The sequence below is a fragment of the Rhodococcus sp. BH5 genome (assembly GCF_027583855.1).
Lineage (GTDB): Bacteria > Actinomycetota > Actinomycetes > Mycobacteriales > Mycobacteriaceae > Rhodococcus_F > Rhodococcus_F qingshengii.
The window spans coordinates 167,397-194,224 of record NZ_JAJHVW010000005.1; the positions used below are offsets into that span (position 1 = coordinate 167,397).

29 protein-coding genes, 2 tRNA genes and 1 riboswitch are annotated in these 26,828 nt (G+C 62.1%); of the genes, 14 read left to right on the forward strand and 17 right to left on the reverse strand.

Annotated features, from left to right (window positions below):
- Window positions 1–6 precede the first annotated feature (6 nt).
- Complete coding sequence (locus RhoBH5_RS14815; RefSeq protein WP_058227193.1) at window positions 7–987, reverse strand: zinc-binding alcohol dehydrogenase family protein; 981 nt, start codon at window positions 985–987, stop codon at window positions 7–9.
- Window positions 984–1,445, reverse strand: a complete 462-nt coding sequence (locus RhoBH5_RS14820) for a MarR family winged helix-turn-helix transcriptional regulator (protein ID WP_064113202.1) — start codon at window positions 1,443–1,445, stop codon at window positions 984–986. The genes RhoBH5_RS14815 and RhoBH5_RS14820 overlap by 4 nt, the downstream gene beginning before the upstream one ends.
- Window positions 1,446–1,566: 121 nt before the next feature.
- Between RhoBH5_RS14820 and dinB the strand changes: the two genes are divergently transcribed.
- Window positions 1,567–2,865, forward strand: coding sequence for a DNA polymerase IV (dinB, locus tag RhoBH5_RS14825; RefSeq protein WP_270008462.1), 1,299 nt, complete (start codon window positions 1,567–1,569; stop codon window positions 2,863–2,865).
- Here dinB and RhoBH5_RS14830 read toward each other — a convergent pair.
- Both RhoBH5_RS14830 and RhoBH5_RS14835 read right to left on the reverse strand, forming a co-directional pair.
- Entirely contained in the window at window positions 2,862–4,142 is a 1,281-nt protein-coding gene (locus tag RhoBH5_RS14830; RefSeq protein WP_064689225.1) for an LLM class flavin-dependent oxidoreductase, read from the reverse strand. The genes dinB and RhoBH5_RS14830 overlap by 4 nt on opposite strands.
- Complete coding sequence (locus tag RhoBH5_RS14835) at window positions 4,142–4,906, reverse strand: 3-oxoacyl-ACP reductase (RefSeq protein WP_046379952.1); 765 nt, start codon at window positions 4,904–4,906, stop codon at window positions 4,142–4,144. The genes RhoBH5_RS14830 and RhoBH5_RS14835 overlap by 1 nt, the downstream gene beginning before the upstream one ends.
- A gap of 17 nt (window positions 4,907–4,923) precedes the next feature.
- Window positions 4,924–5,017, reverse strand: a riboswitch (TPP riboswitch).
- Window positions 5,018–5,155: 138 nt separating this feature from the next.
- Here RhoBH5_RS14835 and RhoBH5_RS14840 point away from each other — a divergent pair.
- Both RhoBH5_RS14840 and RhoBH5_RS14845 read left to right on the forward strand, forming a co-directional pair.
- Window positions 5,156–5,590, forward strand: a complete 435-nt coding sequence (locus RhoBH5_RS14840; RefSeq protein ID WP_054781580.1) for a DoxX family protein — start codon at window positions 5,156–5,158, stop codon at window positions 5,588–5,590.
- Between the two features lie 104 nt (window positions 5,591–5,694).
- Complete coding sequence (locus RhoBH5_RS14845; protein ID WP_270008463.1) at window positions 5,695–6,684, forward strand: AurF N-oxygenase family protein; 990 nt, start codon at window positions 5,695–5,697, stop codon at window positions 6,682–6,684.
- On the opposite strand, the gene RhoBH5_RS14850 is transcribed toward RhoBH5_RS14845, so the two are convergent.
- A complete protein-coding gene (locus tag RhoBH5_RS14850; RefSeq protein WP_003944575.1) occupies window positions 6,681–7,430 on the reverse strand; it encodes a TetR/AcrR family transcriptional regulator in 750 nt (249 codons plus the stop codon). The genes RhoBH5_RS14845 and RhoBH5_RS14850 overlap by 4 nt on opposite strands.
- Window positions 7,431–7,526: 96 nt before the next feature.
- On the opposite strand from RhoBH5_RS14850, the gene recO reads away from it, so the two are divergent.
- From recO to RhoBH5_RS14865, 3 genes are read left to right on the forward strand one after another with little or no spacing between them, the layout of a single operon-like run.
- Window positions 7,527–8,342: a DNA repair protein RecO gene (gene recO / locus RhoBH5_RS14855; RefSeq protein WP_029255636.1), complete on the forward strand. Its 816-nt coding sequence runs from the start codon at window positions 7,527–7,529 to the stop codon at window positions 8,340–8,342.
- The gene (locus RhoBH5_RS14860; protein WP_003944543.1) at window positions 8,299–9,117 is read left to right on the forward strand and encodes an isoprenyl transferase; all 819 of its coding nucleotides are present in this window, start codon (window positions 8,299–8,301) and stop codon (window positions 9,115–9,117) included. Before recO ends, RhoBH5_RS14860 begins: the two co-directional genes overlap by 44 nt.
- A complete protein-coding gene (locus RhoBH5_RS14865; RefSeq protein WP_019749000.1) occupies window positions 9,114–9,536 on the forward strand; it encodes a YbjN domain-containing protein in 423 nt (140 codons plus the stop codon). The genes RhoBH5_RS14860 and RhoBH5_RS14865 overlap by 4 nt, the downstream gene beginning before the upstream one ends.
- A gap of 5 nt (window positions 9,537–9,541) precedes the next feature.
- Here the strand turns inward: RhoBH5_RS14865 and RhoBH5_RS14870 are convergent, their stop codons facing one another.
- Window positions 9,542–9,973, reverse strand: a complete 432-nt coding sequence (locus tag RhoBH5_RS14870; RefSeq protein WP_003944514.1) for a Fur family transcriptional regulator — start codon at window positions 9,971–9,973, stop codon at window positions 9,542–9,544.
- An 11-nt stretch (window positions 9,974–9,984) separates the two neighbouring features.
- A complete protein-coding gene (locus tag RhoBH5_RS14875) occupies window positions 9,985–10,368 on the reverse strand; it encodes an ArsR/SmtB family transcription factor (RefSeq protein ID WP_003944457.1) in 384 nt (127 codons plus the stop codon).
- A 198-nt stretch (window positions 10,369–10,566) separates the two neighbouring features.
- On the opposite strand from RhoBH5_RS14875, the gene RhoBH5_RS14880 reads away from it, so the two are divergent.
- Both RhoBH5_RS14880 and RhoBH5_RS14885 read left to right on the forward strand, forming a co-directional pair.
- Window positions 10,567–11,958: a glycine--tRNA ligase gene (locus tag RhoBH5_RS14880; protein WP_003944491.1), complete on the forward strand. Its 1,392-nt coding sequence runs from the start codon at window positions 10,567–10,569 to the stop codon at window positions 11,956–11,958.
- Window positions 11,959–12,052: 94 nt separating this feature from the next.
- Window positions 12,053–12,634: a dihydrofolate reductase family protein gene (locus tag RhoBH5_RS14885; protein WP_030536596.1), complete on the forward strand. Its 582-nt coding sequence runs from the start codon at window positions 12,053–12,055 to the stop codon at window positions 12,632–12,634.
- Here the strand turns inward: RhoBH5_RS14885 and RhoBH5_RS14890 are convergent.
- Window positions 12,609–13,100: a MepB family protein gene (locus RhoBH5_RS14890; protein WP_064113209.1), complete on the reverse strand. Its 492-nt coding sequence runs from the start codon at window positions 13,098–13,100 to the stop codon at window positions 12,609–12,611. The genes RhoBH5_RS14885 and RhoBH5_RS14890 overlap by 26 nt on opposite strands.
- Before the next feature lie 48 nt (window positions 13,101–13,148).
- Window positions 13,149–13,514, reverse strand: a complete 366-nt coding sequence (locus RhoBH5_RS14895) for a nuclear transport factor 2 family protein (RefSeq protein ID WP_030536594.1) — start codon at window positions 13,512–13,514, stop codon at window positions 13,149–13,151.
- A 138-nt stretch (window positions 13,515–13,652) separates the two neighbouring features.
- On the opposite strand from RhoBH5_RS14895, the gene RhoBH5_RS14900 reads away from it, so the two are divergent.
- Window positions 13,653–14,459 carry a helix-turn-helix domain-containing protein gene (locus RhoBH5_RS14900; protein ID WP_054827649.1) on the forward strand — a complete coding sequence of 269 codons (807 nt, stop codon included), beginning with the start codon at window positions 13,653–13,655 and terminating at the stop codon, window positions 14,457–14,459.
- On the opposite strand, the gene RhoBH5_RS14905 is transcribed toward RhoBH5_RS14900, so the two are convergent.
- A complete protein-coding gene (locus RhoBH5_RS14905; RefSeq protein WP_003944487.1) occupies window positions 14,434–15,171 on the reverse strand; it encodes a polyprenol monophosphomannose synthase in 738 nt (245 codons plus the stop codon). The two genes, RhoBH5_RS14900 and RhoBH5_RS14905, sit on opposite strands and share 26 nt — an antisense overlap.
- A gap of 99 nt (window positions 15,172–15,270) precedes the next feature.
- Window positions 15,271–17,337 carry a TPM domain-containing protein gene (locus tag RhoBH5_RS14910; protein WP_064113212.1) on the reverse strand — a complete coding sequence of 689 codons (2,067 nt, stop codon included), beginning with the start codon at window positions 17,335–17,337 and terminating at the stop codon, window positions 15,271–15,273.
- 69 nt (window positions 17,338–17,406) lie between these two features.
- Here RhoBH5_RS14910 and RhoBH5_RS14915 point away from each other — a divergent pair, with 69 nt between their 5' ends.
- Window positions 17,407–18,096, forward strand: a complete 690-nt coding sequence (locus RhoBH5_RS14915) for a YdcF family protein (RefSeq protein ID WP_007731109.1) — start codon at window positions 17,407–17,409, stop codon at window positions 18,094–18,096.
- Between the two features lie 5 nt (window positions 18,097–18,101).
- Entirely contained in the window at window positions 18,102–19,400 is a 1,299-nt protein-coding gene (locus tag RhoBH5_RS14920) for a deoxyguanosinetriphosphate triphosphohydrolase (protein WP_270008464.1), read from the forward strand.
- 13 nt (window positions 19,401–19,413) lie between these two features.
- On the opposite strand, the gene RhoBH5_RS14925 is transcribed toward RhoBH5_RS14920, so the two are convergent.
- Window positions 19,414–20,964 (reverse strand): serine/threonine-protein kinase, encoded by a 1,551-nt coding sequence (locus tag RhoBH5_RS14925; protein WP_064113213.1) that lies wholly within the window; start codon window positions 20,962–20,964, stop codon window positions 19,414–19,416.
- Between the two features lie 72 nt (window positions 20,965–21,036).
- Between RhoBH5_RS14925 and dnaG the strand changes: the two genes are divergently transcribed.
- On the forward strand, window positions 21,037–22,956 hold the full coding sequence (gene dnaG / locus RhoBH5_RS14930) for a DNA primase (RefSeq protein WP_030536590.1): 1,920 nt from the start codon (window positions 21,037–21,039) through the stop codon (window positions 22,954–22,956).
- Window position 22,957: 1 nt separating this feature from the next.
- Here the strand turns inward: dnaG and RhoBH5_RS14935 are convergent, their stop codons facing one another.
- Complete coding sequence (locus RhoBH5_RS14935) at window positions 22,958–23,209, reverse strand: hypothetical protein (protein WP_003941570.1); 252 nt, start codon at window positions 23,207–23,209, stop codon at window positions 22,958–22,960.
- 136 nt (window positions 23,210–23,345) lie between these two features.
- On the opposite strand from RhoBH5_RS14935, the gene RhoBH5_RS14940 reads away from it, so the two are divergent.
- Window positions 23,346–23,418, forward strand: a tRNA-Asn gene (locus RhoBH5_RS14940).
- 56 nt (window positions 23,419–23,474) lie between these two features.
- On the opposite strand, the gene RhoBH5_RS14945 is transcribed toward RhoBH5_RS14940, so the two are convergent.
- Entirely contained in the window at window positions 23,475–24,098 is a 624-nt protein-coding gene (locus RhoBH5_RS14945) for an HAD-IA family hydrolase (protein WP_223304513.1), read from the reverse strand.
- A 132-nt stretch (window positions 24,099–24,230) separates the two neighbouring features.
- Complete coding sequence (locus RhoBH5_RS14950; protein ID WP_003941659.1) at window positions 24,231–24,428, reverse strand: hypothetical protein; 198 nt, start codon at window positions 24,426–24,428, stop codon at window positions 24,231–24,233.
- 177 nt (window positions 24,429–24,605) lie between these two features.
- On the opposite strand from RhoBH5_RS14950, the gene RhoBH5_RS14955 reads away from it, so the two are divergent.
- Window positions 24,606–24,679, forward strand: a tRNA-Ile gene (locus tag RhoBH5_RS14955).
- A gap of 580 nt (window positions 24,680–25,259) precedes the next feature.
- Here the strand turns inward: RhoBH5_RS14955 and RhoBH5_RS14960 are convergent.
- Entirely contained in the window at window positions 25,260–26,228 is a 969-nt protein-coding gene (locus RhoBH5_RS14960) for an HTTM domain-containing protein (RefSeq protein WP_270008465.1), read from the reverse strand.
- Entirely contained in the window at window positions 26,225–26,716 is a 492-nt protein-coding gene (locus RhoBH5_RS14965) for a hypothetical protein (protein WP_020969946.1), read from the reverse strand. Before RhoBH5_RS14965 ends, RhoBH5_RS14960 begins: the two co-directional genes overlap by 4 nt.
- Between the last annotated feature and the right edge of the window lie 112 nt (window positions 26,717–26,828).

Consider the following 26,828-nt stretch of genomic DNA (forward strand, 5'->3'; position numbering starts at 1 on the left):
GCCAGGTCAGAGCACAACTACCAATTTGCCACGTGCCGTACCGGCTTCCATCTTGGCATGTGCTCGCGCGATGTCCTCGAACGCGAACACCTCGTCGATCGGTACCACCGCCTCGCCTGATGCCACAGCGGAGAGGAAGTCTTGCAGTACGCCGGCAGGCAGGTCGGACGCGTCCCCACCGTACGAGGTCAATCGCACTCCGCGTGGAATGTAGTCGATCGGATAAAAGTCTTTGACTGTCCACTCGTTGGACAGCATTCCCGTGAAACATACGGTGCCGTGAACGCGGGTCGCGCGCAACGTGTCGGGAAGTGTTGGTGTTCCGACCAATTCGAGGGCCAGATCAACACCGCCCGGGAGGATGTCTCGAACCTGGCCGGCCACAGCACCGTCGTCGACGATAACGTGGTCAACCCCGATCGCGGTCAACGACGACGCTTTGTTCGCATCTCGGGTGGTCGCAAGGACAGTGAGCCCCCACTGCTTCGCCAGGACTGCGGTTGCCATGCCGACCGAGGAGGTTCCTCCCCGGATCAACAGGGATTGACCGGATTTCGCGTCCAGTCCTACCGTCAGCGAGCCGTAGGACGTCTGCAGCATCTCGGGAACAGCTCCCACTGTCGACCAGTCCAGTTCGCTCGAGAAGGGAACGACCTGACTGACGGGAACGCACGTGTACTCGGCATAACCGCCGTCGAACGTCCTCCCCATCCCACCCATCATGGCGGCGACTTGCCGGCCTTCGGTGAGCTCCCCGCCGGGGCAGTTCACCACTTCGCCGACGGCCTCGATGCCCAGCACCCTCGGGAATGTCACGCCTTCGGCGAGGCCGAGGCGGGTGTGAAGTTCGGATCGATTGAGGCCGAAAGCCTTCACCCGGACCAGTACCCAGCCCGCAATCGGCACGGGTATCGGAATCACTTTGATAGTCAATGCTTCTGGCGGGCCGGGGGCGTCGAGTACGATTGCGCGCATTGTGCCGGTCATGCTTTTTCCTTCGTGGTCGGTGTCAGGTTTCGATTGGCTTCACGCAGCGTGGCCAGTGTGGCGCCGAATCGATCGAGAGCGTCGGGCGTCAGCACGGAACCGAGACGGCGCTCCAATTCGTCGTCGAACGTTGCCTTCGCCCGCCGCAACAGCTCATTGCCCTCGGGAGTCAACTCGATGAGTGAGGATCGTTTGTCGGTGGGATTGGATTTTCGACGGCAGTGTCCAGGCGCTTCGATTCGATCCACCAGCTTGCTCGTGCCACCGACGGTGATCGCGAGGGCCTCGGCGATGTCGAAGACCCGACAGGAGCCGAGCCTGTCGATGATCTGCATCGGCTCGAATCGACTCAGTGGCAGGTCGTGCTCGATTCGGAGTCGCTGGTCGACGGCCGTCCACAGTTCGGTTTCGAAGCGGACGAGGTTGTCGAAGTGCCTGCTCAGGGCTGATCTGGTCAAGAGCAGACTCCGAACCGATATGCATTCCGTGGAATCATTCTTTCACCGTACGCCCGATTCGTGATCAATTCCATGGAATCTATTTGCGGTCTTTCATTGTGTCGGTGGCGCATGGGAACATATGTTCGTGTCGCATGAACCGCTGGATCAAGAAACGCCAGGTAATCACCCTGGCGGTGCTCGTTCCGGCGGTAATCATTCTGGCGATAGTCGGTCCACAGGTGACGCAACAATCCTGCATGCGGACCTCGATTCGTTCTACGCATCAGTCGAGCAACGCGACGACCCGACTCTGGCCGGCAGGCCGGTCATCGTCGGTGGTGGGGTGGTCTTGGCGGCAAGCTACGAGGCCAAGGAGTTCGGGGTTCGCACAGCCATGAGCGGTGGTCAAGCCCGATCACTGTGTCCTCAGGCGATAGTCGTCCCTCCGCGAATGTCGGCGTACTCGCAGGCGAGCAAAGACGTGTTCGACGTCTTTCACGACACGTCGCCGCTGGTCGAAGGAATCTCCATAGACGAGGCCTTTCTCGAGGTCGGCGGGCTCGCCAAGATCGTGGGAAACCCGCTGCAGATCGGAGCCAACCTCAGACGCGATGTGGCCGAGCAGGTCGGACTACCGATCACGGTCGGAATCGCACGCACCAAGTTCCTGGCCAAGGTCGCCAGTGCATTCGCGAAACCCGACGGATTGCTGCGAGTGCCGCCGGAGGGCGAGACCGAGTTCCTGCATCCCTTGCCGGTCGAGAAGCTGTGGGGCGTCGGCAAGATCACGGCCCAGAAGCTGCGAAACTTCGACATCGTGACGGTGGGTGACATCGCTCGGCACGACGAATCCTCGATCGTCTCGATTCTCGGGGGCGGCGCCGGTCGCCATCTCTACGCACTCTCACACAATCGAGATCCGCGCCCCGTCCGCGCCTATCGTGGCCGCAGTTCGATGGGTGCTCAGCATGCGCTGGGTCGCGGATCCCATCCCCGCGCAGAACTCGATGCGTCGTTGATGTCTCTTGTCGACCGTGTCAGTCGACGCATGCGTTCGGCGCAGCGGACGGGGCGCACGGTCACGCTCCGGCTCCGCTTCGCGGATTTCACGCGGGCAACTCGATCTCACACGCTGCGCCGGTCCACCGCCGACACAGCGGAATTGCTGAACGCCTCGATGGTGCTGCTGGACGAAGCGATACCGATGATCGCGGACAAGGGCATCACGTTGATCGGTGTCGCTGTCTCCAACCTGGATAGGGACGGCGCCGAACAACTCGAATTGCCCTTCGACGGTCCAGGATTCGCGGGTCCGGACACTGCCGCCCTCGACTCGGCAATGGACAGTGTCCGGAAGAAGTTCGGCTCCGCGGCCCTCACGAGGGGAGTGCTCCTGGGACGCGATCCGGACCTGTCGGTGCCGCTACTGCCGGACTAGGTGAGGTTTTCTCGCAGAGTCGCTCCCTCGTATTCGCGACGGAACAACCCACGCGCCTGCAGCACCGGAATCACGTGATCGACAAAATCTTCCAGACCCTGCGGATAGGTCGGCGGCATCAGATTGAAACCGTCGGCACCGCGGCCGTTCAACCAGGATCCCATCTCGTCGGCAATCGACTCCGGTGTTCCGATCATCGTTGCGTGACCACCACCCGCAGCGAGCGTCCCGAGGAGCTCCCGCACAGTCGGTGCGTCCTTCTTGACGATCCGCAAAATAGTGGCGTAGCGTCCCTGCGGCCCGGTGAACGCTTCGAGTGGAGGCAACGGGGGCACGGGCCCGTCGAGATCCCAGTTCTCGCAATCCTGTCCGGTGAACAACGAGAGTTGGCGTATCGACTGTTCGGTGGGCAGCAGGAGATCGAGTTCGGCCTTCTTCGCCCTGGCCTCGGCGACGGTGCTGCCGACGTAGGTGACCAGTCCCGGCATCACGGCGACAGAGTTCGAATCCCGGCCGGCTCGCTCGATTCTCGATTTCACGTCCGCGTAGTAGGCCTGTGCGCTGGGTAAGTCGTAGGCAACCGAATAGATTGCCTCGGCGCGACGCGCCGCCAGATCGCGGCCCTGCTCGGACGCCCCGGCCTGGAACAACACCGGCCGGCCTTGCGGGGAGCGCGGAACCGTCAACGGCCCGTCCACCCGAAAATGTTTGCCGTCGTGATCGATTCGAGAAATCCTGTTTGCGTCGGCAAAACGCCCCGACCGGTCGAGAATCAGCGCGTCTTCCGACCATGAATCCCACAATGCGAGGGCCACTTCGACAAATTCGTCGGCTCGTTCGTATCGGGATGCGTGATCGGGCATCGCCTCGAGTCCGTGGTTGCGCGCCTCCTGGTCGAACATCGAGGTCACGACGTTCCAGCCGGCCCGTCCGCCGCTGATGTGGTCGAGCGAGGCCAACAGTCGCGCCGCGTGAAACGGCGTGTAGAAAGTGGTGGAAATGGTGGTCACCAGGCCGATGTCCGCTGTCGCTCGTGCCATGGCAGTCAATGCGGTGATCGGCTCGAGAAACCACGACGCACCCGACTCGGGTTCGCGAACACTGTGACCGTCAGCGAAGAAGACGGCGTCCAGCTTGCCGCGTTCGGCGATCTGGGCGAGCGACTCGTAATACGTTATGTCGCCGAGACTTTCGACCGGTGAGTCGCGATGACGCCATGCCGCACTGTGATGTCCGCAACCGAGCAGGAACGCACCTATCCGCAGCTGTGCGCCCATCAGTTCTTGACGAGTCCGCCGTCGACAACCAGGTTCTGGCCGGTCACGGCCCGCGACCATGGGGAGGCGAAAAAGAGTGCAGCGTCGGCAAATTCGTCCGGCGTGGTGACTCGGCGCAGGGGAGTGCTTGCCGCGATCATGTCGAACACGGCTTCCGGTGTTGCGGCGCTCGCATCGGTGGTGCGGAGCAAGCCGCCCGAGACCATGTTGACTGTGATCCCGTCCGGACCGAGGTCGGCGGACAGCGTCCGTGTCAGTGCCAACAGTGCGGCCTTGGCAGCGGTGTAGTCGTGGTACGGAACTACCGGATTCTGGACCAGATTGGTTCCGACAGTGATGATTCGGCCGAAGCCGAGTTCGCGCATGCCTGGTAGCGCTGCCTGGGTGGTATTGAGTGTTCCGGCAACAGCTCCGCGTAGTTGAGAGTCGAAGTCGGCCCAGGTGATCGTGTCCGCGTTCGGCCGTGCATCGCCGTTGAACGAGAAGTCGACCAGTGCATTGTCGACCACGGTCGAGATCGGTGCGTCGAATCTCTCGCGTGCAGCGGAGAACAACTGGTCGACGGAACTGCGGTCCGTCACGTCCGCCTGGACTGCGAAGGTGCGATCCTCACCCAGTTCGGCGACCAGGGCCTCGGCGGCATCGCGGCTCTTGTTGTAGTTCACGATTACGCGGGCGCCCGAGCGGGAGAATGCTCGGCTCAGTGCGGCGCCTAGCCCGCGGGCGCCACCGGTGATCAGAACGATCTGCTCGTCGAGGTTCAATGCGCGCTGAAATTGCTGTTCGGTCACGTCGACATCCCTCCGCCAGTGCTAACTGGTCAGGTTCATCGGGTCTGATCTCAGCCGACTTTTTCGGCACCCCGTGTCACCGTCCATCAGACCACGTGAGGTGAATCGTCCTGAACGCCGGGTGCGTTGTAACGGCCGGCGCGATGAGTTTTCGATCGCGCGGGAGTCGTAATTGCAAGCGAAGTGGCAACCGGACGCTCGCCTTCGCCCCAGGAGATTCCGATGACCACCCAGCCCGTCCACACTGTTTCCGGTAACGCCACGACGACGACACCTTCGGCCACGGCTCGCAAGCTCGGATACGTCCTGAGTGGGCTGTTCGTCGTTTTCATGCTCTTCGACGGCATCATCCACATTCTCAACCTTCAGACAGTCAAGGATGCGTCGGCTGAACTTGGGTTGCCGGACTCGCTGGCATTGACGGCTGGGGTGGTGCAACTGATCTGCCTTGCGCTGTACGTGATTCCGCGAACGTCGATACTCGGCGCGATTCTGCTCACCGGTTACCTGGGGGGAGCGGTGTTGACCAACCTTCGAGCTGAACAGCCTCTGCTGAGCACGACCCTGTTTGCCGTCTACACCGGAATCGTCATGTGGGCGGGACTGTATCTCCGGGACGAGAAGGTTCGCGAGATCATCCCGCTGCGTCGGGCCTGAAATAGGCCCCCCGAGGGGGTTGCGTGGGACGCGGTGTCCCATTATGTTTGACCTCATTCAAGTCCGTCGACTGCAATCGACGGACTGGCCGTGAGGAGACACCGATGGCTCGGTCAGCGTCGATCGAAGTGGAAAAGCCGTACCACCAGGTACTGCAGACTTTGTCCGAGGGCTCAGTTGCCCGCAGTTTCGATCCCTATCTCGACATCGACTGGGATTCACCAGAGTTCGCGATCGATCCGCATGATCCGAGATGGGTGCTCTCGTCCGTGTCGGACCCCCTCGGGGCGACGCAGTGGTACCAGGATCAGTCGTTGGAGCGTCGAATCGCCATGGGAATGTGGCGTCAGGCGAACGTGACCAAGGTGGGTTCGGCCTTCGAGAGCATCTTGATCCGGGGAATGCTGCAATACATCATGGCGCTACCCAACCAGTCGCCTGAGTTCCGGTACTGCCTGCACGAGATGACCGAAGAGTGCAATCACATCAAGATGTTCCAGGAACTCGTCAATCGCATGGACATCGACGTGCCGGGTATGCGTCCGATGTTCCGGCGACTGTCGCCGATCATCGGAGTGCTGGGAGCAAAGTTCCCGGTCATCTTCTTCATCGGCATTCTGGCTGGTGAAGAACCGATCGACCACTTCCAGAAGGATCTCATCCGTGAGGGTAAGGACACGCCGCCGGCGATGCTCCGCACCATGGAGATCCACATCGCCGAAGAAGCGAGACACATCTCGTTTGCTCACGAGTTCCTGCGCAATCACGTCCCCAGACTCAGTCGTACGAGTCGAGCCATCACATCGGTCGCCTTCCCCGGCGCGATGCGTTGGCTTGCGGGTGAAATCATGTCACCGCCAAAGGAATTCGCCGAAGAATTCGGAATCCCGGACGAGGTGATGAAGAGCGCCTTCTGGGGGAGCCCGCATTCACGCCGCATCCTGGGTAACTACTTCGGCGAAATGCGAGCCCTGGCAGACGAACTCGGATTGATGAATCCGGTGTCGAAGCGTGCGTGGCGAAAGCTGCGCATCGACGGCGACTACGCCCGCTACCGCGGCGAGCCGAAGCGTTCCGACAAGACCCGGATCTAGTCCGGCCGCGAAGTTCCTCCGTCGGAGGACACCAGCTCGGCTATGAGCGTGGACAATTCGACATGGGGATCGATCTGTAGTCCGCTCGAGCGGGCAACGCCGTCGAACATGTACCAGGTGTATTTCGCGAGGTCGGCGACGATCTCTTCGCGGCTCGGTTTCGGATCGGTGCTTCGGACCCAGTGGGTGAGCGTGCCCTCGACCATTGTCACCACTGCGAACGGTAGTGAATCGAAGGGTGAGGAGTCGATCCCCACGGATCGACCGACTTCGGTGATAGTGGTGCGGGCGGAGTCGGCGATTGTGGCCTTCAGACTGCTGATCGCGTCGATGCTCTCGTCGTCGTAGTCGGTGGGGCCGGTACCCATGAACTCGTGAATCCGCGGATGCTCGGTGATCCACTCGGCGACGGCGCTGATGGTTCGGGTCAGGATCTGGTCGAGAGTGCCTACCGAAATGCTCATCGAAGCATCCAGGGCCGCCGCAAATTGGCCGAGCACAAACGCTCGCACTCGTCGATCGAGGTCGTCTCGGCCGCTGAATTGGCGGTACACCACCGACTTGGCGAGGCCGGCACGATCGGCGATCTGCTGGACGGACACCTCGGCACCTGCCGCACGCTCTTCGATCAGTTCGACCGCCGAGGTGAGTATCCGTTTCTGACGCTCGGAGTTGTGTCGCTCCCACCGCGCTTCGCGACCGGTCAACTCTGCAGTGACAGGTTGCACAATTGCGTCGCTCGGCATCGCGCCAGTCTATCCGGACGGACCTGCCGTGTTTCCGACTTGTCATCGGGCGCGGCATCGGGATCGGTCGTCGGTACAACGTGGGACACTGGTCGAGTGAGGTTGTATCGAGACACGGCGGTGGTGCTGCGCCTGCACAAACTGGGCGAAGCCGACCACATCGTCACGTTGCTCACCCGTCAGTTCGGGTTGGTACGTGCCGTGGCCAAAGGTGTCCGCCGAACCACCTCCAAATTCGGTGCCAGACTCGAACCGTTTGCTCACATCGACGTGCAACTACTTCCGGGCAAGAATCTCGACATCATCACTCAGGTGCAGACGGTCGACGCATTCGCCACCGACATCGTCGACGACTACAGCCGGTACACCACGGCCTGCGCCGTACTCGAAACTGCCGAGCGGTTGGCCGGCGAGGAACGCGCGCCGGCCCCGCAGCTTCAGCGATTGACGGTGGGAGCACTGCGTGCGATCGCCGAGCAGGCACGACCGGTCGAGTTCGTGCTCGACGCGTTCTTGTTGAGAGCCATGGGCTATGCGGGTTGGGCGCCTGCCCTCGAAGAGTGCGCCCGCTGCAGTGCTCCTGGACCGCACCGGGCCTTTCATGTCGCCGCAGGCGGAGCCGTGTGTACCTATTGCCGCCCGGCGGGTGCTGCGACGCCGTCGCCCGGAGTGCTCGACTTGATGGAAGCCCTGCTCCGAGGGGAGTGGGAGGGTACCGATTCGGCGCCCGCGACGCTGCGGACGCAAGCCAGCGGACTGGTCGCGGCACACCTGCAGTGGCATCTCGAGCGCCAATTGCGGACGTTGCCGCTGATCGAGCGTTCGAGGCCGCATGCAGCCGTCGAGGTCGACTTGCCCGTGAGGCAGGATGGAACACGTGATTCGACGACGCGAACCGCGAACTCCGCTTGATTCTGCTGCTGACCGGGTGATCCGACCACCGGACCCACATCCGTCCGGGGCGACCCCGCCGATCCTGCAGACCGAACTGATCCCGCGCCACGTCGCTTTGGTGATGGACGGCAACGGACGATGGGCGCAGGAGCGCGGTCTGCCCCGAACCGCCGGGCACGAACGCGGCGAAGCTGTCCTGATGGACACCGTCTGCGGGTGCATCGAGATGGGTGTCGAGTGGCTCTCCGCTTACGCCTTCTCCACCGAGAACTGGAAGCGCAGTCCCGACGAGGTTCGATTCCTGATGGGCTTCAACCGTGATGTCATCCGCCGTCGACGCGACGAGATGAACGAAATGGGTGTGCGTGTTCGCTGGGCCGGTCGTAAGCCACGCCTGTGGGCCAGCGTGATCAAGGAACTCGAGATCGCCGAAGAGCTGACCAAGAACAACACCGTCATGAACTTGACCATGTGTGTGAACTACGGCGGCCGGGCCGAAATTGCCGATGCGGTAAAGGAAATCGCGAAGCGTGTCGCGGCCGGTGAGATCAATCCGGACAAGATCACCGAGGCGACGGTTGCCAAGTACCTCGACGAACCCGACATGCCGGACGTCGATCTCTTCCTGCGTCCGTCGGGGGAACAGCGGACGTCCAATTTCTTGATCTGGCAATCCGCCTACGCCGAAATGGTGTACCAGGAGAAGCTGTTTCCCGATTTCGACCGCCGCGACCTTTGGGCCGCCTGCGTCGAGTACGCCTCACGCGACCGTAGATTCGGTGGCGTCAAATGACAGGGGAGAACATGACCGACACCACCGACGAAGCAGCCCGCCTACAAGAACGCGCGGCCGCCTCGCTGGCGCATTTCGTGACGGTTGATGTTGCCGCCGACGGATCACTGGGTTTCCAATACTCCGGCGCGCTGTGTTCCATCCAGGCGATGAATCTGTCCGAGGGTCTGGACGTGCTGTCCATGACGTGCGTTCTCGCATGGGACCGACCGGTGAGCGCGGCACTGCATCGCAAGGTGGCCGAGCGGAATCGCACCATCCAATTCGGCTCCATCGCGGTGTTCGGCCACGGCAGTCTGGCGGACGTCATCCTGCGTTACACGTTCCCTGCCGCCGGACTGGACGACGAGGCACTGACCACGATGTTGCTACTGGCGCTCACCGGTGCCGATACCGCCCGGCAGGGTTTGATTCCCTGACGCTCTCAGGCGGCGGCGCAGTCGCGGCAGGTGCCGAAGATCTCGACGGTGTGACTCACTTCGGTGAAACCGTTGTCCTCGGCGATGGTCTGTGACCACTGCTCGACCGTCGGGCCCTCGACCTCGACGGTGAATCCGCAGTTGCGGCACACCAGGTGATGGTGGTGCCCGGAGGAGCAGCGTCGGTAGACGGACTCACCTGTGTCGGTGCGTAGGACGTCGATGGTTCCGGCGTCGGAGAGTGCCTGCAGCGTGCGGTAGACGGTGGTCAGGCCGATGCCTTCACCTCGCTTGCGCAGTTCGTCGTGCAATTCCTGTGCCGACTTGAATTCGTCGATGTCGTCGAGCAGGGCGGAGATGGCGCTGCGCTGTTTCGTGGAACGAACGCCGACTGTGGCCGGTCCACGTTTCGAGGTCGTACTGCCCGGGGTGTTCATGCGGTGGAATCTCATCCTTCTTCGGCGTGGGCGACAGCGTCGACGACGATGTGTGCGAGGTGATCGTCGACGAGTCGATAGAGAACTTCTCGTCCGTTGCGCTCGCCGCGGACGACGCCCGCTGCTTTGAGTACGCGCAGATGCTGGCTGATGAGTGGCTGAGTGACACCGAGAGCTCCGACGAGTTCGTGAACGCAACGCTCCGACTCGTGCAACTGAAGCACGATCGCGATCCGAACGGGTGCAGCGAGCGCCCGCAGAATTTCGCCGGCGGCCGCCAGGGTTTCCTTGGGCGGCACGGGCGCGGGCGGTGCGGCTTCGAACGGGTCGTGCGTGTGTCCGAGGTCGGAATGATCATGGCTTTTGTGGAGATCGCCGGTATCCGCAATGCTCACAGCGAGGCTCCTTCGAGGGGTAGATCATGATGTCCGGGCATAGCCATCTCACCACATTATTGCAAATCACTTTCATTTTGATATGCACAAGTATGCATGTCAACCTTGGACGGAAGTGCGTGGCAGCCGCCAGATAGGCTGATGGTGCGAAAAGCGCACGAAAATCATGCATCTATTACCCAGATGGAGAGCAATCGAGTGGCACCCAAGTCCAAGATCGAAGCCGTTGTCAATCTCGCCAAGCGGCGAGGCCTGGTCTACCCGTGCGGTGAGATCTACGGCGGTACCAAGTCCGCATGGGACTACGGCCCATTGGGTGTCGAGCTCAAGGAGAACATCAAGCGCCAGTGGTGGCGCAACATGGTCACCAGCCGCGAGGACGTCGTCGGCCTCGACTCGTCGGTGATCCTGCCCCGCGAGGTGTGGGTCGCGTCCGGTCACGTCGGTGTCTTCAACGACCCGCTCGTCGAGTGCCTCAACTGTCACAAGCGTCACCGTCAGGATCACCTGCAGGAGGCGTACGCGGAGAAGAAGAAGCTCGACAACCCGGACGACGTCTCGATGGATGTCATCGGTTGCCCCGACTGCGGCACCGTCGGCCAGTGGACCGAGCCGCGCGACTTCAACATGATGCTCAAGACGTACCTCGGCCCCGTCGAGAGCGAAGAGGGTATGCACTACCTTCGCCCCGAGACCGCTCAGGGCATCTTCGTGAACTTCGCCAACGTGCTGACCACCTCGCGTAAGAAGCCGCCGTTCGGCATCGGCCAGATCGGCAAGAGCTTCCGCAACGAGATCACCCCCGGCAACTTCATCTTCCGCACCCGCGAGTTCGAGCAGATGGAGATGGAATTCTTCGTCAAGCCGGGCGAGGACGAGCAGTGGCATCAGTACTGGATCGACTACCGCCTTGACTGGTACACCGGCCTCGGTATCAACAAGGACAACCTGCGTCTGTACGAGCATGCGCCGGAAAAGCTTTCGCACTACTCGAAGGGCACGACCGACATCGAGTACCGCTTCCACTTCCAGGGCAGCGAATGGGGCGAGCTCGAAGGTATCGCGAACCGTACCGACTTCGATCTCTCGACGCACTCCAAGCACTCGGGCACCGAGCTGAACTACTACGACCAGACGACGGGTGAGCGGTACACGCCGTACGTCATCGAGCCGGCGGCCGGTCTCACGCGTTCGCTGATGGCCTTCCTGGTCGACGCCTACACCGAGGACGAGGCGCCCAACTCCAAGGGCGGCGTCGACAAGCGCACAGTGCTCCGCCTGGATCGTCGACTCGCTCCCGTCAAGGCTGCCGTTCTGCCGCTCTCGCGTAACGCGGACCTGACGCCGAAGGCCAAAGATCTTGCAGCGCAGCTGCGTCAGAATTGGAACGTCGAGTTCGACGACGCCGGCGCCATCGGTCGTCGTTACCGTCGCCAGGACGAGATCGGCACACCGTTCTGCATCACGGTCGACTTCGACACTCTCGAAGACCAGGCTGTGACGGTGCGTGAGCGTGACTCCATGGCGCAGGAACGCGTCGCCCTCGATCAGGTGGAAAGCTACCTGGCCGCACGGCTGATCGGCTCCTGATTCTCGTTCGAAGCTGACGGGCGGTCCTTCTCAATCGAGAAGGACCGCCCGTTTTCTCTTTCCCCGATGGTCCTTCAGGCGCAGGATCGAAGTTATGAGAAAACTCAGCGTGACCAACAGCGTGACTCTCGACGGTGTCATGCAGGCACCTGGTGGGCCGGACGAGGACCGTCGTGGCGGATTCGAGCACGGTGGGTGGGCAGCACCCTTCAACGATTCCGTCATGGCGCAGAAGATGGGGGAGGGGATGGCGAAGAAATCGGCGTTGCTGTTCGGACGCAAAACCTACGAAAACTTCGCCTCGTACTGGCCGTTTCAGACCGACAATCCGTTTACCGAGGTGCTCGACAACACGCAGAAGTACGTAGCGTCAAGGACTTTGGGTGAACCGCTGCCGTGGAAGAACTCGACCTTGTTGAAAGGTGATGCCGCCGACGCGGTCGCCACGCTCAAGGAAAGTGAGGGCCCGGATCTGGTGATTCTGGGCAGCGGCGACTTGATCACGTCCTTGGCCGCGCGACGTCTCGTCGACACCTACACTCTGCTGATACATCCGCTGGTTCTCGGAACCGGGCGCAGATTGTTCCCCGACGGAGCTGCGCTCGCTCAGTTCACCCTCACCGACAGCGTCCCTACGACAACAGGCGTCATCATCGCGACGTATCAGTTGAGCTGAACGCAGTTGAGCTGAACACAGTCGAGCTGAGTACATCAGGGAACTCGCCGAAATGCCGGATCTGCCAGCGCTGAGTTCTGACTGCTTGCGCGCTGGTCGGCGTAACCCAGGGCGCATAGACCCGGACAGCGCGCTTACCGCCGGAGAAGTTCGTCGAGACGATGTCGTGTTCGACGAGGGTTTCGACGGGAAAGACGAAGTGCCCCGAACGCTCTTCGTCGTATACCTTCACCACGAACAGCATCACGCGGTCGCCGATGTCGAAGGGGCGGATGGGCCCGGCTTCGGAACGGCGCCACAGTGTGACGAACTGACCGAGCTTGGTCGGCGTCGTCTTGGCGGTTCGATAGACGGTCGGAAGGCCGTTGACGGTCAACGTGTGAGCGCCGTACTCAGCACCCTCGGACTCGGGAATCGGTGTGGACCAGGTAAATCCGTCGGCGTTCATCGGCACCGATGATGCCACGAACCACCGACAGCCTTCGTGACGAACGCTGTCGGTGGTAGTCCCGATTCAGGCCGAAGGCACCTTGTCGAGGAACCCGAGGACAAGCGTCACCCGGCCGTCGTCGTCGCGTTCGAGTACGTCGAATCCGTCGATCAGTGACTCGGCCCCCGACGGGCCGAGAGCCCAACCGAATCGAGCCTGTCGGTGATGCGCGTCCACCGGTCCGACGAGGGTGAAGTGCATGCCCGGAAATTGTTGCTGCACAGCGTTGATCATCGCGTCGATCTGATCGTGTCCGGTGACGTCCGCGAGCGGATCGGTGTAGCGACCGCCGGGTGCGAACAATTGCTCGACCCGTGCTTTACGGGCGGTGGTTTCGGTTTCGTTCCACATGTCGATGTAGGCGTCGGCGATTGCGTCGAAGTCGCTCATGGTCGCTCCCTTGATCAGTTTCCGGTGGTGAATGTCCGGCGGCCTCGCCGGCTGAGACCACTGTTCCTCCGAAACTGCTTCGGGTCGATTACCTCTGAGGTCATGGCCTCGGCTACCTCGGGTCGCTAACTTGAAAGAATGACCTTCGAGACGATGGACGTGGGCTCCGAACTCAAGCGGTGGCGGGAGCGGCGAAGGCTCACTCAGTTGGGTCTCTCGGCCGCGGCAGGAGTGTCGACCAGGCATCTGAGCTTCATCGAAACCGGCCGCTCCAAACCAAGCCGGGACATGATCCTTCACCTGTCCGAATGTCTGGATGTTCCTCTACGACAACAGAACACGCTTCTGCTGGCAAGTGGCCACGCGCCGGAGTACTCGCAGAAGTCGTTGGCAGAAGCGCCGATGTCAGCGGTGAGTGAGGCTATCGATCGCATCATCGACGCGCATGACCCGTATCCGGCCGTGGTGGTCGATCAGCAGTGGGAGATGGTCGCCGGGAACCAGGCCGTGGGAATTTTGACCGCGGGCGCCGCTGATTTCCTCCTGGAACCACCGGTGAACGTATTGCGTCTGAGCTTGCATCCCGAGGGCATGGCGCCGCGGATCGTGAACCTCGCGCAGTGGCGGGCCCACCTGCTCACAAGGCTGGCTCGGGAAGTGGAGGTCAGTGCGGATGCGCAGCTGTCGTCGTTGCTCGACGAGCTGCGCGCCTATCCGAGCGGCGGAGACTGGCACGACGACCGCGCGAATTCCCTGCTGGTTCCGTTGCGTGTACGCGTCGGCGATACCGAACTGGCGATGTTCAGCACCACCACCGTGTTCGGTACGCCGCGCGACGTCACGCTCGCAGAGATTGCGATCGAATCGTTCTACCCGTCGGACACGCAGACGGCCGACTACTTTCGATCGGCCGCCGAGGTCACAGGGACTTCTTGCCGAACTTGAGCTTCCACGGCACCAGAGCAGACTCCAACTGAACCGAGAGACTCATCTTGGAGACGCCTTCGGTGCGCTCCTCGAAGCGGATGGGCGTTTCGGCGATCTTCATGCCGCGCTGAACAACTCGGTAGTTCATCTCGACCTGGAACGCGTAGCCGTTGCTCTGCACCGATTCGACGTCGATGTCGCGCAAGGTCTTTGCATGCCAAGCCTTGAAGCCGGCGGTCGCATCCTTGACGTGCAGTCGCAGAATGGCGTTGACGTAGAAGTTCGCCCAGGCGGACAAAGCCTTGCGGTGCCACGGCCAGTCGCCGGCGACTGCGCCGCCTTCGACGTAGCGGGAGCCGAGAACGACTGCCGCATCGGTAGTGGTGAGGATCTCGATCATGGCGGGGATCGCTTCGGACGGGTGCGAGAGATCTGCGTCCATCTGAATGACGATGTCTGCGTTCTCTGCCAGAGCCCGGCTCATGCCCGCGACGTAAGCACGGCCGAGACCGTCCTTGACCGTGCGGTGAAGCACTCCGACCGGGATGGGACCATCGATACCCAACTTGTCCGCAACCTCGCCCGTTCCGTCGGGGGAGTTGTCATCCACCACGAGGACGTGCAGGTTCGGGATCTTCAACGCGGCGAGGCGATCGACGAGCTTTGGCAGGTTCTCACGCTCGTTGTATGTAGGTACAACGACGGTTATCTGCGGGGCGACGCTTTCCATAACACCTTCGTATGATCTGTGATCCCGACTTGCCGGATGAAGCGTACGACGAGTGCGGTCGTGAACAAAGTAGGGATTTTACTACCTCGACGGGATCCGTCAGAACCGGCCGCCGCCGCCTCGACTGGTTCGGCCGCCGCCCCCGCCGCCGAAACCCCCGCCGCCGCCACCGCGACCGGAGCGTCCGCTGCTGCTCGGTCCGCCGTACGAGCGGGGCCCGCCGCCACCTCGCAGAATGCTGTTGATCAGGATGCCGCCGAGGATCGCTCCCGTCGCATCGCCGCCGCCACCGCGGGGTCGTTGGTTTGCTTCCCAGGTGTTGACGTCGTTCTGCGCGGCGCGAAGTGAGTGCGTCGCCAAGGTGGTCGCGGCCTGGGCGTGTTGCAGTGCCTTCGACGGATCCGAGGCCTGCAATTGCTGGGCCGCCTGCAGGTGCCGCTGAGCCTCGGCGTAGCGAGTGCGCGCCTCCGCCCCGATCGCGCCGCGCCTGGTTCCGAGGAAGTCGCCTGCAGCGGTCACCTGAGCCTGTGCGGCCAGAATGTCCTGGGCGAGGCGCTGCTGTGCACGTTCGAGCTGCTGCTTCTGCTCCTGAGCGTCGGCAAGAAGCGCGTCGAGTTGGGCGTCGGCTGCGACGATCTGGTTGAAGGCTGTCAGCGGATCGCTGTCCTTCGACGTCTGAGCATTCGCCAACGCTGCCTGGGCTGCGGCCTTCGCGTCCGCCAACTTCTGCCCGCCTTGCGCCAGGTAAGCGTCCGCAGCGGTGATGCCCTGCTGGACGTCGTCCATCGCGGACGGAAGTGTCGCGATGGCGTTTCGGATGTCGTCGGCGGCGTGATCGACGCCGTCGAGTAGCTTGCGTGCCTGATCGAGGGCGGCTTCGGCGGTGCGAATCGCAGTGACGGCAGCGCCTTGCTTACCGGCCGGCAGCGCGGTGGCATCGCGGCCTTCCTCGATCGACTTCTCGGCGAGCGTCAGGCGTTCACTGGCCATCGTGACGTTGTTCACGACAGATGCCAGCGTCGGCGCGGGGAATTGATCCTTCAATTTGGTCAGAATCGCCTCGGATTCGGGCAAGCGCACGCTGAGAGAAACAACACTCTGCGTCAACGCATCGAGGCGGGCGGGGGCGTTGATGAGAAGGTCGCGGAGTCCGTCGAATTCCTCGACGCGAGCTTCGAGTTCTTGGTCGGCTCGACCGCACGAGGAAATGATGTCGATCAGCATCTGTCGGCGTTGATCGGGAGTTTCCGGGATGGCGTCGTCGAGTCGCTGCCTGATCGCGAAGGCTTCGGCGAGGGTGGCCTTGGCCTTGTCGAATGCTGCCGAGAAGGGTGCGACGGCGGAATCTCCGAACTCGCTGCGGGCCAGATCGAGCTCCTCCTGGCTGCCGGCGATCGCGTTGTCCGTCTCGACGAGGATCTCCTTCGCGCGTTCGTCGAGCGTCGGCAGCGGGAGTGCGTTGAGGCTGGCGATGTCGTCGGGGGAGATGTTCTTCGCGGCTTCGACGCTTGCCTTGTTCTTGTCGTTCTTGCGCTTACGTGAGTACAGGACCACACCGCCCGTCCCGACCACCACAGCGCCGCCCGCGATGAGGAGTGTTCCGACTCCCATTCCGCCGCTCGTGTTGTTCGCGTCGCCGAGTGCGCCGGCCGCGGCAATTGCCGCGCCGGTCCAATCATCCTCGGCAAGAGCCGGTTCCACCGCGTCGGTATTGATCGATTCGATGTCGGAATCCGTGATGTTGCTCAGCTCAGCGGGCACATCGAGGTAGTAAGCACGCTCCGCCGTGGCAACTGCAAGCAGGACGGACTTGGTACTCAGCGTCGACTTCGTGGCTGTCTGCTGTGCCCACGCCTGGCCACCCAGGTTGTTGAAATCGGGGACGAACGCGACCCACAGATCGATCTGGTGGTCTTCGCCGAGTTGATCGATCGCGGCTTGTATATCGCTGCGTTGCCCGGAATCGAGGACCCCGGAGGTGTCGGTGATGTGATTCGGCAACACCATCGGGGCGTCCGCCGAGGCGAGCGCAGGACTGAAGACGAGCGCCAGCAAAGCGAAAATCGCAGCGACGGCGGCGGCGCTTCCCCGACGCCGAACGGGTCGGGTGGTTGTCCGACTCTGCTCTACCGAGGACAACTGCGCGAAGTGTGGTGCGAGGGCCATGACGCAAATCTATCCGTTGTGGCGCGTCGGCATCGGAGGTGATCGCTGCGAACTGGCAGAATTGCGGGAGTGAAACCTGCTTTCGGTAACCGCCCCCACGACCCATCACCCTCGCGGGCGGGCGGCTTCGGGGCAGGATTGGCTCGCTGGACGCGCCGTCTGATCGCCGGTGCGGTGTTGATGGCCGTGGTTCTGGTCGGGGGTACTGCGTTCCGGGTGTGGCAGGTGGCGCGCATCGACGACACGCGGCCGGCCGACGCGATAGTCGTTCTGGGCGCGGCTCAGTATTCCGGCACTCCGTCGTCCGTCTTCGAGGCCCGACTCGAGCAGGCGTACAAGCTGTACAAGCGCGGAGTGGCTCCGCAGATCATCACTGTCGGCGGTAAACAAGAAGGCGACGAGTACACCGAAGCGGCGTCGGGAAAGATGTATCTGACCGATCGCGGAATTCCTTCGAGTGCGATCACCGCGGTGGAGACCGGTTCGGACACACTGCTCAGCATCGACGCAGTCAGTGCCGAGATGTCTTCGCAGGGAATCAATTCCGCCGTCCTGGTCAGTGACCCGTGGCACTCCTTGCGAACGCGGACGATGGCCCGCGACACAGGACTCCAGGCGTGGACCGCACCTACTCGTCAGGGCCCGGCTGTCTTCACCCGCGAATCCCAGTTGCACGGAATCGCTCGCGAAACCGGCGCGCTGCTCTGGTATCAGCTCACGCACTTCTCGGCAGACTTCCCCTACACGGCAGGGCAATAGAGACCATGACAGCTCACACCACCTACGGAGGCGGCACCTACTCCGAACACGACCTCGAACGTCGTGTCGTCGAGGCGCCGAAGCGAGCGGGGTTGCCGGGTTCGCAGATCGCAGCGGCGCAGCATCGTTCGGACTTCTCGCGAGATCGGGCGCGTGTCCAACACTCCGCGGCTTTGCGGCGCTTGGCCGACAAGACCCAGGTTGTCGGCCCGCGCGACGGTGACACACCTCGCACGCGGTTGACGCACTCGATGGAGGTCGCACAGATCGGGCGAGGGATCGCCGACGGACTCGGTTGCGATCCGGACCTGGTGGACCTCGCCGGTCTCGCGCACGACATCGGGCACCCACCGTACGGTCACAACGGCGAGAAGGCCCTCGACGAAGTCGCCAAGGACTGCGGAGGTTTCGAGGGCAATGCGCAGAATCTGCGGATCTTGACCAGCCTCGAACCCAAGATCCTGCGCCCCGACGGTCTGAGCGCAGGCCTCAATCTCACCAGGGCGTCACTCGACGCAGCCATCAAGTATCCCTGGACCCGCCCTGAGCCCGGCGCGAAGTTCGGGGCATACGACGACGACGCAGAGGTGCTCGCCTGGGTTCGCGAGGGAGCGCCCGAGCGTCGGCAATGCCTGGAAGCTCAGGTCATGGACTGGGCCGATGACATCGCCTATTCCGTGCACGACGTGGAGGACGGGGTGATCGCAGGCCGCATCGACCTTCGCTCGCTTGCCGATCCGTCCGAGCAGCGCGCACTGGCAGAACTGGGGGCCTCCGAGTTTCGCGGATTGGTAGTCGACGATCTGATCGAAGCCGCCCAACGGCTGTCCGAACTCCCCGTCGTACGCGGGGTCGGAAGTTTCGACGGAACACTCGGAAGTTCCGTCGCGTTGAAGAATCTGACGAGTGAATTGGTGGGACGCTTCGCCACCGCGGCGATCGCCAGCACCCGGCTGACACACGGTGACCGACCCCTCTCGCGCTATCAAGCCGACCTCGACATACCCGAGGCCGTCGCATCCGAGGTGGCATTGCTCAAGACCGTGGCGCTGTACTACGTGATGTCCGACGCCGGACACAAAGCGCGTCAGGATCGGCAGCGTGATCGTGTTCATCGCGTCGCGGAATGGCTGCTGGCAACTGCGCCGGCCGGGCTCGATCCGATCCTGCTGCCCGCGTGGGAACGCGCCGCAGACGGCGGTGCTCGGGTCCGGGTGGTGGTGGATCAGATCGCGTCGTACACGGAGAGTCGGCTCGAACGGGTGGACAAAGCGAGCCTGGGCGCGCAGGCCAGCTGGGGCTGAGCCACTTACGCCCTCAGCAAGTCATCCGCGTCGACGGGTCGGTAGTGGTATCGAGCCACTTGCCGTAAGCGTCGCCACCTGCTGCGCGAACGTCCTTGCAGATCTTCGACTCGGTGTTCCCGGATTCGCGATACACCGTGTAGATCGCCGTCCCCGAATCGGAGACTTGACGCAGTGACGGGCAGGACTGGTCTGTGCGTAGGTATTTCGAGCCGGGGAACGCGTCGAGGTAGTTCTGGATCTCGCTGGCGTACGTTGCCGGATCGGTGGCATTGGCCAACACCACGATTCCGGTTCCTTTGCATGAGGGGACGGTGATCGGCTTGCTCACCCCGAGATCGCCGTTCTTCGTGGCGGGGTTCGGCGCCCGCGTGGTGGTGGTTGCCTGCTGTCCGGCGGTGGGTAGCGGCTCGAGCTTCGGCGTTCTGACCGGATCCTGAATGGGTGCCAGTGCCGACGTGGCGGTGGAAGCTGCTACAGCGGTTGGTGATTCGGGGCCCGAATTCCCCAGCGTCACCCAGGCCGCCGTGCCTCCTGCGGCCAGAACGAGTGCAACTCCAGCCGCACCGATCGCGATCGGTGCTCGGTTTCGCTTGGTCTTTGTCACGATGTGCGTGTAGTTCCCGTGAGCGGGATTCGCCGTGGTGTAGGTGGGCTGCCCGACGATCGTGGGTTGCAATCCGCCGGCGGCACCGGGGGTGTGGGTCGTCGAGAGGGCCTGCCGCGCTTGGAGTGCGAGCGCTCCCGTAGTCGGATAGCGGTGTGCGGGATCCTTTGCCATGCCGCGAGCCACGGTGGCGTCAAGGCCTTGCGGGAGCGACGGAACCGCCAGTGTGGGGCGTGGCGGCGGAGCGTTCAGGTGCGAATTGACCAGATGCTCGATGCTTGTGGTGTTGAAAGGTGTTGTTCCGGTGAGTGATTGGTAGAGGACACAAGCCAGGGAATAGACATCCGCTGCGGCCGTCGGCGTTTCGATTCCGAACCGCTCCGGCGCCATGTATGCATACGAACCGACTGCGCTTCCCTCGGTGGTGATCTTCGTGTCCGTCTGTGAGTATGCGATTCCGAAGTCGACGAGGTAGGCGAAGCCGTTGTTCGTGAGAATGATGTTGTCTGGTTTGACGTCACGATGGATGAGCCCGCGGGCATGGGCGGCGTCCAACGCCGACGCGATTTGCGAGACGATGTCGACGGCTCGTACGGGCGTGAGTCGGCCGAATTCGGTCAACTCGGCTCGCAATGTGTGGCCTTCGACCAAACGCATGTCGATGAAGAGGACTCCGTCGATTTCGCCCCAGTCATGCACCGGGATCACGTGCGGTTCGTTCAGGGCGGCGGTGGCGCGAGATTCTCGGCGGAAACGAGCTTGGAATGACGGGTCGGCCGCAAGCTCTCGATGGAGCAACTTGAGTGCGACCAGGCGATCCTTCGAGGTGTCGTACGCCTCGTACACTTCACCCATTCCGCCTCGGCCGAGGAGGCTACGCAACTCGTACACGCCGAATCGGGTTCCTGATCGCCCTTCGTGCGCGCTCGAGGCGTTTTCAGTCATCGTCGGTCCCATCGCTGCGGTGCAGAGTCGGCCATCAACATATCGTTGTCAGGAGGTGCCGGGGGACCGCCTAGACTGATGTACGTGGCGGGCCGAATTTCTGACAGAGACATCGCGGCCATTCGCGAACGCACTCGCATCGAGGACATCGTCGGTGAATACGTTTCACTCAAGCGTGCCGGTGGCGATTCGATCAAAGGTCTGTGTCCCTTTCACGACGAGAAGTCGCCGTCGTTCCACGTGCGACCCAATCACGGCCTCTACCACTGCTTCGGCTGCGGTGAGGGTGGTGACGTGTACTCGTTCCTGCAGAAGATGGATCACATCAGCTTCGTAGAGGCCGTCGAGCAGTTGGCGGATCGACTCAGCTACACGATTTCGTACGAGGGCGGCGGACCGTCCGTTCAGCGCGATCGCGGCACCCGTGCACGCTTGATCGCAGCAAACGCGGCGGCTCAGGAGTTCTACGCCGCTCGTCTGCGCGAACCCGATGCCCAGGCGGCTCGCGACTACCTCACCGAGAGAAACTTCGACGGTGCAGCGGCCCTGCAGTTCGGGTGTGGATACGCGCCAGAAGGTTGGGACACTCTCACAAAACACTTGATGTCCAAAGGTTTCGAGTTCAAAGAACTAGAAGCAGCCGGGCTGTCCAAAGAAGGCCGGCGAGGTCCGATCGACCGGTTCCATCGCCGACTTCTGTGGCCGATCCGCAGCGTCGCCGGTGACGTCATCGGCTTCGGTGCCCGCAAGCTCTTCGACGACGACACCATGCCGGGTAAGTACGTCAACACGCCGGAAACGATTCTCTACAAGAAGTCTCAGGTCCTGTTCGGCTTGGACCTCGCCAAGCGCGACATCGCCAAGGGACACCAGGCGGTAGTCGTCGAGGGTTACACCGACGTCATGGCGATGCATTTGGCCGGCGTCAAGACCGCCGTCGCTTCGTGCGGGACCGCCTTCGGTGAGGAGCACCTTGCGATGCTCCGTCGACTCCTGATGGACGACAGCTACTTTCGCGGTGAAATCATCTACACCTTCGACGGTGATGCCGCGGGGCAGGCCGCTGCGATGAAGGCGTTCGAGGGTGATCAAAAGATGGCCGGGCAGACGTTCGTCGCCGTCGCGCCCGACGGAATGGACCCGTGCGATCTGCGTCTGAAGTCTGGTGACGCCGCCGTTCGCGACCTCGTGGCACGGCGCACTCCGATGTTCGAGTTCGTGGTGAAGTCCATCCTCACCGAACACGATCTGGAGACCGCTGAAGGTCGTGTCGAGGCACTGCGTCGTACCGTGCCCGTCGTTGCGCAGATCAAGGAATCAACTCTGCGCGACAGCTACGCGAATCTGTTGTGCGGATGGGTCGGTTGGGACGATCTTCCGTCGGTTCGACGACGCGTGCGTGACGAAGCTCGCAAACGGGCGTCGACGCGCGGATCGTCACCGGCGCCCAAGCGTCGTCAGGTTGTCGACCAACCTGCTGCCGATGCGCTTGCGCTGCCGATCGGAATCTCCAGGCCCCGGCCCAACGATCCCGCGCTCTCGACGCAGCGAGCTGTCCTCAAGGCCGCATTGCAGCACCCTGGCATCGCCGGCAGTGTCTTCGACTCGTTGCCGCCCGAGACGTTCACCCACCCCGCCTACGTTGTCATCAGACAGGCAATGGCTGACGCCGGTGGAACGAGCAAGGGACTCGGCGGCGCCGAGTGGATCGAAGTCGTCACCAAGGGCGTCGAAGACATGACGGTGGCCTCGGTTGTATCTGAGCTGGCCGTCGAACCGATGCCGTGTGACGAAGACACGGTTCCGCGCTACATCAACGGAGTGCTCGCACGACTGCAGGAAGCGTGGGTGGGCGAGCAGGTTGCCGACCTCAAATCCAAGCTTCAGCGCGTTTCACCTGCTGCAGCCCCCGAGGAGTACAACTCACTGTTCGGCGACCTCGTGGCGCTGGAGCAGTATCGCCGACAGCTGCGTGAGCAGGCTGTCGGCGACCAAAGCGTCTGACCTAACGGTTTTTCTTCAACTGGTCGTGGGGGACCAGAATCGTAGTCTCCTCGTTGATCGGCTTCATCGGCTCGAGCTTGGGCTGAGTACTCAGTGAGTCGGCCAGCTTCTGCCGTGACGCGTCCAACACCTTCTTGGTGGCCGGACTGGTGGCCACCGCCTTCGCGGCCCGGCTGATCTGCTCGTATCGTGCGCGGCCCGCTTTGGTTCCCAGGACGTACCCAGCTGCAACACCGATCAACAAACGCATCATTCCTGCTTCCCTCCAGCACCGATCGTCCTGACTCCATCCTGCCTGATGACTCGCTGGGCAGGCGATTTGGTACTTCGGTGAAGGATTCGCTACAGTTTCTCAGGCAACGCCGGAACGGGCGAAGCGAGCAAGACAATCCCCTGTAGCTCAATTGGCAGAGCTTCCGACTGTTAATCGGACGGTTGCTGGTTCGAGTCCAGCCGGGGGAGCAGCGAAGTCCCTCACCTGAGAAATCGGGTGGGGGGCTTTCTTGTTTTGATCTGACCTAGTGCGCTCGCAGCAGACCCACCGATCGAAGTGCCGATTCGACGTCTGCCGCCTTGTTTGCTTGTTCGCCGCGAATTCCCAGCCGTCGAGCGCTGAGGACGTTCACCGGGTTGTCGTCGACGAAGAAGGTCTGCTGTGGACGCGCATCGAGCAACTCCAGCGCAGCCAGGAAGGCCGCAGGTTCGGGTTTGGTAGCTCCGAGCATGCAGGAGAAAACATGCTCGTCGATTGCCGATGGAGTTACGACACTCTCGATGGCGGCCAAGAGAACAGGTCCGTTGTCGGAGAGTGTGGCGACCACGACCCCCTCGCTTCGAAGCGCGATTGCGAGATCGATGACCGCGCGGTCCGGGATGAAGGCCTTGGCCCAGGCTCGGCGTAGCTCGTCGCGGTCACCAGGAAACCCGAGTCGTCGAAAGCGTTCCAGGATCGCGGTTTCGGAGTGAATGCCGAGATCGCATTCCTGGTCGAACCCGGACGCGAACACGAGGGCATGAATCTCGTCTTCCGTGACGCCGATTGCCGCAGCCAGTTCTGCGGCGCGACGGTCAGGCTCGAATCGACACAGCACACCGCCCAGGTCGAACAACACGAGTTCAGGTGGTCCGCTGTCGTTCGCCATGTCGGAGAGGATAGGCGGCATCAGCATCAGTGAACGCGAAGCGAAGATGATGGCGGCGGAGATGCGAAAAGCCCGACGCAAGTGTCTGCGTCGGGCCTTCGGTGGAACCGTCGAACTGTTTGACCGGTGCGCCTACTTCGCTGCGCGATCCGAAGGCTCGAACAGCCGGATGATGTGGCTGGGGTTGATGTAGTAGACACCATTCGGAGAATTGAGAACGAGAGTGTCTTCGGTGAAATCGGTGACGGTGCCGTTCAGTTTCGCGCCGTCGGACATGATGATCCGGATCGTGGCCTTCGAGTTCTTGAATTCGGTCAGTGCAAGCTTCATGTGGTGATCCTGTTCCGTGGGGTGTGCACTCCCACGGTATCGGCTCATCGCGCCTGTGCCGACCAACCTTGGAAGACTCGACTCGAAAGAGTGCAACGCGTCACCGCCTGCCCGATTGTGATCCGCGTCGGATGTGCCGGTAACATTCGGATTCGCCGCGATGCATCGCATCCGGATGGGGCGGTAGCTCAGTCGGTTAGAGCCGTGGACTCATAATCCATTGGTCGCGGGTTCGAGCCCCGCCCGCCCCACATTCAGTTGCCGTGAGCCCGCGGGTCAGCCCCAATGACTTTTGTCGAAGATCATGCTCCAGACGATCGCCAAGGCGACAAGTGCACAGAGTGCAATCACCAAGACATTCGCCCACACATTGTTGGGATTGAATCGCCTGGCAATGCGCCTGCGGTTGCGTCTGAGTCGAGCGTTCGTGGTCACACAAGGAATCGTCGCATCATGATCGTCGATCGCAGATGAGGTGAAAGTCTCGGATCCAGATGACCAATTTCCCGACAGTGTCGAATGTGCAACGCTTCTGGGCGTGACCGAGCAGACAGCTGGCAAGAAACCATTTTCGCCTGGTGTTAGTGCAGGCAGTCGAGCCGACCCCCGCGGCTCGACTGCCCCCAACACGCGACGTGGGGTCCGAATGGCGGCGCCGAATTGGCGATTGGGGCGCCCGTCTGCGAACCAAATGTCAGCGAAAGTAGAAGTTCTCGGAATTTCATTGGGAGACAGTAGGTTTCTTTGATCCCCAGGTTGAGGGAGCCTGGGGATCGCCTACCTGTGATTGGGGCACTCCCGAACTGTGACGGAAAGGTCCGCTCCCGGATATTAGATTTTCGGTGCGTCCGAACTGGCCGGAGATACTTGACGTGGAGTTTCCGGCGCCGACGTTCTACCGATATCGGGCCTTCTGCCCAGGGCTCGCTCGGTGACCCATACGGCAGGTGCCGACAGGAACGGCAGATACACGAAGATATAGCTGTCGAACTCGATGCCCAACGCGAGATAAACCCCAAGGTGAAACCCGAGTAAGACGACGATCCCGATTCTGAACAAGACAGGGAAGAGCACGGCAACGATCAACCAGCCTTCAGCAAAGACAGTGGCGTAGTCGAGTGCCTTCCATAGCCACTCCGAATGGATATCGAATAGTTCGTGGGTCAGCGGACCGAGCTTGGTGGGGTCAGCGACGTCTCGCGCAACGTAGCCCCGGGTTGCCTGCAATTCGGGTTTCAGCCAGCCCGACGCAGCTTTGGGTAGTGCCGCTGTAAACAGGGCGTAGGCGACCGTCACTGCCCAGATGAGCATGGGCAGTCCGCGGGTTTGAAGTGCTTTGCGTTGTGTGCGTGAACGTCGTGCGTCGAGGGACCATGCGGCGCCCCATCCAGCGGCTGCCATGGCCACCGGCAAGATTTCGAAAAGAATGAAGTGGTCGACCTTGCCGAAGGAATTGACCAACCCGCTGCCGGTCATGAGCGTGAGGGTCATTGCGATGGACGCGACCGTCGTTCGATATCCGACCAAGATGGCGATCGCCAGGATGAATCGGGCGACTTCGAGTCCGACGAGGAAGTTCTCGGAGGGTGGTGACGACAGCAGGGAGAACGGACCGGATTGCGGATGAAACAGAATCGAGGGAACCTCGCCCGCCCACGTGTAGTCGATGGGAAACGCGATCACATATAGCGCGAAGAGGATTCGAATGACAGCGAGGAACCTCGCATCCCCGCGGTACGCCTCGCACAACTGATCGATGTGGTCGCGCAGGAACAACAGAGTTCCCGCACGGGCACTCATAGATCAACCCTTGTCGTTTCGCACGGGTCAGTTGACGCATCGGTTCCGTCGGTGATGTCGATAATTGTTTTGCGCCAGCAGAACTCGATACTGTCCGGGATGGCACCACTTCCGACTTCGACGCTGCGGTTTCGGAGCCATTCGACCAATTCAGGGTCCGCGGTTCGGGTGTTGCGGTCGCCTGCCCCGCTGGGGCGGAACGCATAATCGAGTGATGCTCTCGCGGATGAGTAGCGAATATCGCCGGCGAGATCCACTGGGTTGGGACTGATCGTGGATCCGTCGGTGTAATGGAGAGTGATATCCAAGCCACTCCCACTGAACTCGCCGTCTGCATTGGGCACGCCACCGAAGCTGGGCATGCGAATTGTCGGGTACGGCTCAGGGCGGACACCGAACGAGTAGGCGCCTTGCACGAGGAGTACGACTGCGAGTGCTGCGATCGCGATCAGTCGCCGATTGCTGCGCTTTGCTTCTGTTTCCGGCATGTCGACGTTCTTCCTGGCACCTGGTGCCGGTTTCTTCGAATGAGAAAAATAGAGGGGATTGCCGAGCGAGGGGACTGGGTGTTGTCGCGCGTCCGTGCAGATGTGCCGAAAG

What these genes read in the sequence shown, in the direction of transcription:
- RhoBH5_RS14895 (WP_030536594.1), bottom strand. Translation starts at nt 13,514, where the DNA reads ATGAGCGACTTCGACGCAATCGCCGACGCCTACATCGACATGTGGAAC.
- RhoBH5_RS14950 (WP_003941659.1), bottom strand. Translation starts at nt 24,428, where the DNA reads ATGAAGCTTGCACTGACCGAATTCAAGAACTCGAAGGCCACGATCCGG.
- RhoBH5_RS14965 (WP_020969946.1), bottom strand. Translation starts at nt 26,716, where the DNA reads ATGCCGGAAACAGAAGCAAAGCGCAGCAATCGGCGACTGATCGCGATC.
- RhoBH5_RS14870 (WP_003944514.1), bottom strand. Translation starts at nt 9,973, where the DNA reads ATGAACACCCCGGGCAGTACGACCTCGAAACGTGGACCGGCCACAGTC.
- RhoBH5_RS14925 (WP_064113213.1), bottom strand. Translation starts at nt 20,964, where the DNA reads ATGGGACCGACGATGACTGAAAACGCCTCGAGCGCGCACGAAGGGCGA.
- RhoBH5_RS14860 (WP_003944543.1), top strand. Translation starts at nt 8,299, where the DNA reads ATGGAACACGTGATTCGACGACGCGAACCGCGAACTCCGCTTGATTCT.
- RhoBH5_RS14815 (WP_058227193.1), bottom strand. Translation starts at nt 987, where the DNA reads ATGACCGGCACAATGCGCGCAATCGTACTCGACGCCCCCGGCCCGCCA.
- RhoBH5_RS14865 (WP_019749000.1), top strand. Translation starts at nt 9,114, where the DNA reads ATGACAGGGGAGAACATGACCGACACCACCGACGAAGCAGCCCGCCTA.
- RhoBH5_RS14885 (WP_030536596.1), top strand. Translation starts at nt 12,053, where the DNA reads ATGAGAAAACTCAGCGTGACCAACAGCGTGACTCTCGACGGTGTCATG.
- RhoBH5_RS14945 (WP_223304513.1), bottom strand. Translation starts at nt 24,098, where the DNA reads ATGGCGAACGACAGCGGACCACCTGAACTCGTGTTGTTCGACCTGGGC.
- RhoBH5_RS14830 (WP_064689225.1), bottom strand. Translation starts at nt 4,142, where the DNA reads ATGGGCGCACAGCTGCGGATAGGTGCGTTCCTGCTCGGTTGCGGACAT.
- RhoBH5_RS14840 (WP_054781580.1), top strand. Translation starts at nt 5,156, where the DNA reads ATGACCACCCAGCCCGTCCACACTGTTTCCGGTAACGCCACGACGACG.
- RhoBH5_RS14905 (WP_003944487.1), bottom strand. Translation starts at nt 15,171, where the DNA reads ATGGAAAGCGTCGCCCCGCAGATAACCGTCGTTGTACCTACATACAAC.
- RhoBH5_RS14845 (WP_270008463.1), top strand. Translation starts at nt 5,695, where the DNA reads ATGGCTCGGTCAGCGTCGATCGAAGTGGAAAAGCCGTACCACCAGGTA.
- RhoBH5_RS14935 (WP_003941570.1), bottom strand. Translation starts at nt 23,209, where the DNA reads ATGATGCGTTTGTTGATCGGTGTTGCAGCTGGGTACGTCCTGGGAACC.
- RhoBH5_RS14910 (WP_064113212.1), bottom strand. Translation starts at nt 17,337, where the DNA reads ATGGCCCTCGCACCACACTTCGCGCAGTTGTCCTCGGTAGAGCAGAGT.
- RhoBH5_RS14960 (WP_270008465.1), bottom strand. Translation starts at nt 26,228, where the DNA reads ATGAGTGCCCGTGCGGGAACTCTGTTGTTCCTGCGCGACCACATCGAT.
- RhoBH5_RS14900 (WP_054827649.1), top strand. Translation starts at nt 13,653, where the DNA reads ATGACCTTCGAGACGATGGACGTGGGCTCCGAACTCAAGCGGTGGCGG.
- RhoBH5_RS14920 (WP_270008464.1), top strand. Translation starts at nt 18,102, where the DNA reads ATGACAGCTCACACCACCTACGGAGGCGGCACCTACTCCGAACACGAC.
- RhoBH5_RS14850 (WP_003944575.1), bottom strand. Translation starts at nt 7,430, where the DNA reads ATGCCGAGCGACGCAATTGTGCAACCTGTCACTGCAGAGTTGACCGGT.
- dinB (WP_270008462.1), top strand. Translation starts at nt 1,567, where the DNA reads ATGTTCGTGTCGCATGAACCGCTGGATCAAGAAACGCCAGGTAATCAC.